At 69.6% G+C, this 2,794-nt stretch carries 3 protein-coding genes and 1 pseudogene; all 4 read right to left on the bottom strand.

Annotated elements, in window-relative coordinates:
• Positions 1-707 (bottom strand): annotated as a pseudogene (locus V7Z54_RS09715) (hypothetical protein); the annotation flags it as partial.
• A 176-nt stretch (positions 708-883) separates the two neighbouring features.
• The gene (locus V7Z54_RS09710) at positions 884-1,417 is read right to left on the bottom strand and encodes a hypothetical protein (protein ID WP_334136196.1); all 534 of its coding nucleotides are present in this window, start codon (positions 1,415-1,417) and stop codon (positions 884-886) included.
• Entirely contained in the window at positions 1,414-2,115 is a 702-nt protein-coding gene (locus tag V7Z54_RS09705; RefSeq protein ID WP_334136194.1) for a fumarylacetoacetate hydrolase family protein, read from the bottom strand. The genes V7Z54_RS09710 and V7Z54_RS09705 overlap by 4 nt, the downstream gene beginning before the upstream one ends.
• A 37-nt stretch (positions 2,116-2,152) precedes the next feature.
• Positions 2,153-2,794 (bottom strand): FAD-dependent monooxygenase (locus V7Z54_RS09700; RefSeq protein WP_334136193.1); only part of this gene is annotated, 642 nt, incomplete at its 5' end.

Below are 2,794 nucleotides of genomic sequence, written 5' to 3'. Positions count from 1 at the left end.
ATCAGCAACGCTGCGTGCGTCTGCCCGGGGACCGCCTCGGCGCGCCAGCGCCGACGCTGACGCTCGAAGCCGCGCCGGTTGAGCAAGCCGGTGAGCGGGTCGGTGTGGGCGGCCTCTTCGGCACGCGATCGCTCGTCGCGCAGCAACCGTTCGGCCCGACTGACGGTGTGGGTGACGCCAGCCCCGATCGCGCCACCGAGCAAAAAGCTGCCCAGACCCAAACCGATCAGCAGCCGCGTGGCGCGTTCGGACACGTCGCGCGCACGGGCCTCGGCCTGCTCGGCAGCCTGCCGTTGTCGTTGCGCGAGTTCCAACAGGTGTTGGACCAGCCCACGCTGGCGCGACAGGATGTCGCCTTCTTCCACCAGGCGGCGTGCGCGCGGGTCGTCGCCTCCCAACAGCGCCTCGACCACCTCGCGTTGGTACCGGCTCAGTGCCACCGCTTCGTCTTGAATGCGCTCCAGCGTGGCGCGCGACGCCTCGGGCAGCGGCAGTGCCAGCAGCGCATCACGTGCGCGGCTAAAGGCCAGCCCTTCTTCGGTGAACGCGCGTGCATCCCCTTCCCGTTCGAAGGGGTCGGGTTCGACCATCATGCGCAGCATCAGCGTGATGCGGTTTTGTGCGGCGGCGGCCATTTGGCGTGCCAGCCGCTCAGCGGCAACGGTGACTTCCAGCGCGTCGGTGAGGGTCTGGCGCATCTGTGTCATGCGCGTATGGCCCACATAGACCAGGCCGACTTGCAGCCCCAGTAGCACGAGCGACGCCAGGGCGACCCACCAGCCCAGGCGTCCGGTTGCAAGGGCGGCGCGCGGCAACGGGATACGCCTCGGCGGGGTGTCCGAAAGCGCTGCGGCGGGGGATGGTGGTGCGCTGTGCATGGGGTTTACGGCTCGATCTCGATGCGCCCGGGCCCGTTGGCGGTGGAGATGTCCAGTGCCCGCTGGGCCGCGATGATCATTTCCGCGGCTAGCGTGCGCCAGTCACGCATACCTTCGTGGGCCGGGGCGCGCGTGTGCACGCCGATGCTCAGGCTGTGGCAGCCCGGGCTGCGTGCTCGGCGTGTGCCCAAGGTGTCGGCACCGATCTGGCGCAGGTCACTGGCCAGCACCAACGCGCTGGCGGTGTCGGCGTCGGGCATTACCACGACAAATGACCCAGGCGCCCAGTGGGCCAGCATTTCGTGCGTGCGCAGGCGCGCCACCAGCGCCGGTGCCACGCGGCGTTCGGCCCGCCGCAGGGCGGCCGCGCCCAAGGCTTCGGGTGCGTCGAGCGCCAGCGCCAGCACGGTGGTCGACAGCTCGCGGCGCGCCGCCAGCGACAGCACCCGCACCAGGTAGTCGAGCACGGCCGCAGCATTGGGCAGGCCGCTGCCCCGCTCCAGCAGCGGCTGAGCCGGCGGCGGCCGCGCGGGACTCATACGGCCGGACCGATGGTCAGGTCGACGGTCCCCACGCCGTCGATCGTGGCGTGCGGGCGATCACTCGGGCGTACCGCACCGACCCCTTCCGGGGTACCCGTATGGATCACGTCGCCGGGCTGCAGATGGTAGTACCTCGACAGGTCGGCGATGAGCTCGCGTACGTTCCAGATCAGGTCGGCGATGTCAGCGCGTTGGCGCTCGCTGTCGTTGACGGGCAACGTGATCGCGCCGCGCTCCAGCGCCACCCCGGGCATTGGCGCGACGGCACCGCAGATGGCCGAACCCTCGACGTCCTTGCCCAGACACCAGGGATGGCCCCTTTCGCGCAGCCGCAGCCGGACGTCGCGGCGCGTCATGTCCAGCCCGACGGCGTATCCGTAGATGAGCTCGTGGGCCAGCGCGAGCGGGACGCGATGGCCGCCGCGTCCCAGCACCACCACCCGCTCGACTTCATGGTGGAAGTCCTCGGTTTCGCTGGGGTAGGCGCCGGTGGCACCGCTGCCGATCAGATGCACCGGCGACTTGGTGAAGTAAAACGGGCGCCCCTGCGCCTTGTCGACGGTGACGCCCATCTCGCGGGCGTGCGCGGGGTGGTTGCGCCCGACGAAAAACAGGCGGTATACCGGCAGGCGGTGTTCGCTGTCGCGTACGGCAAGCGTGGCGGGCTCGGGAGCGGGCCAGAGATCGATGGTCATGATGGCAGTGCTTCAGCGCATTGGGTGAAATGGTACGTCATCGGCCAAGCCGAGGGCGGGGCGGGACGGGTCGTCGCGGACCTCGTAGATGCCGAGCTTGCGGTGCAGTGGCGCCTCGTCGGCGATGAACAGAAACGACGGCTGCGCCCTGCGCCATGGACTGGGTGGTCGGGTGGGCAGCATCGCCCAGCATCGTCACCCGGCCAAACAACCAGTTCTCGATCGGGTCCTTGTCGGCGGTGGCCCAGCGCTTCCAGCTCTTGGGCAGATCGATGAGCTGGCGCGGCAGCGGGTGAATGTCCTGAAAGTAACTCTGCACCCCCTCGCGGCTGCCTTCGCGCACGCCCCACTCCTCGACCTCGCGGCTGTGGTAGGTCACGACCACGTTGTACTGTTCGCCGCCGCGCAGCGGATAGTGCACCAGATGGCAGCGCGGACCAGCCCACAACCTGGCCGCGTTCCACTTCAGCGCATCGGGAAACTCGGTCTTGTCCACCACGGCGCGGTACACCACATGTCCGGTGACGCGGTGCGGGTCGCCCACGAACTGGGCCCGAACCACCGAGCGCACGCCGTCGGCACCGATCAGCGCCTGGCCGCGCCAGCGCCGTCCGTGCTGGTCTTCGGCCGTCACACCGTCGTCGTCCGACGTCACGCGCACGATGCGGGTGTCGGTGTG

Origin of the sequence: Tepidimonas sp. (assembly GCF_036824975.1) — a bacterium.
GTDB lineage: Bacteria > Pseudomonadota > Gammaproteobacteria > Burkholderiales > Burkholderiaceae_C > Tepidimonas.
Note: the sequence above shows the minus strand (reverse complement) of the source record. Positions and strands in the feature narration are given on the sequence as shown.

What these genes read in the sequence shown, in the direction of transcription:
- V7Z54_RS09710 (WP_334136196.1), bottom strand. Translation starts at nt 1,417, where the DNA reads ATGAGTCCCGCGCGGCCGCCGCCGGCTCAGCCGCTGCTGGAGCGGGGC.
- V7Z54_RS09705 (WP_334136194.1), bottom strand. Translation starts at nt 2,115, where the DNA reads ATGACCATCGATCTCTGGCCCGCTCCCGAGCCCGCCACGCTTGCCGTA.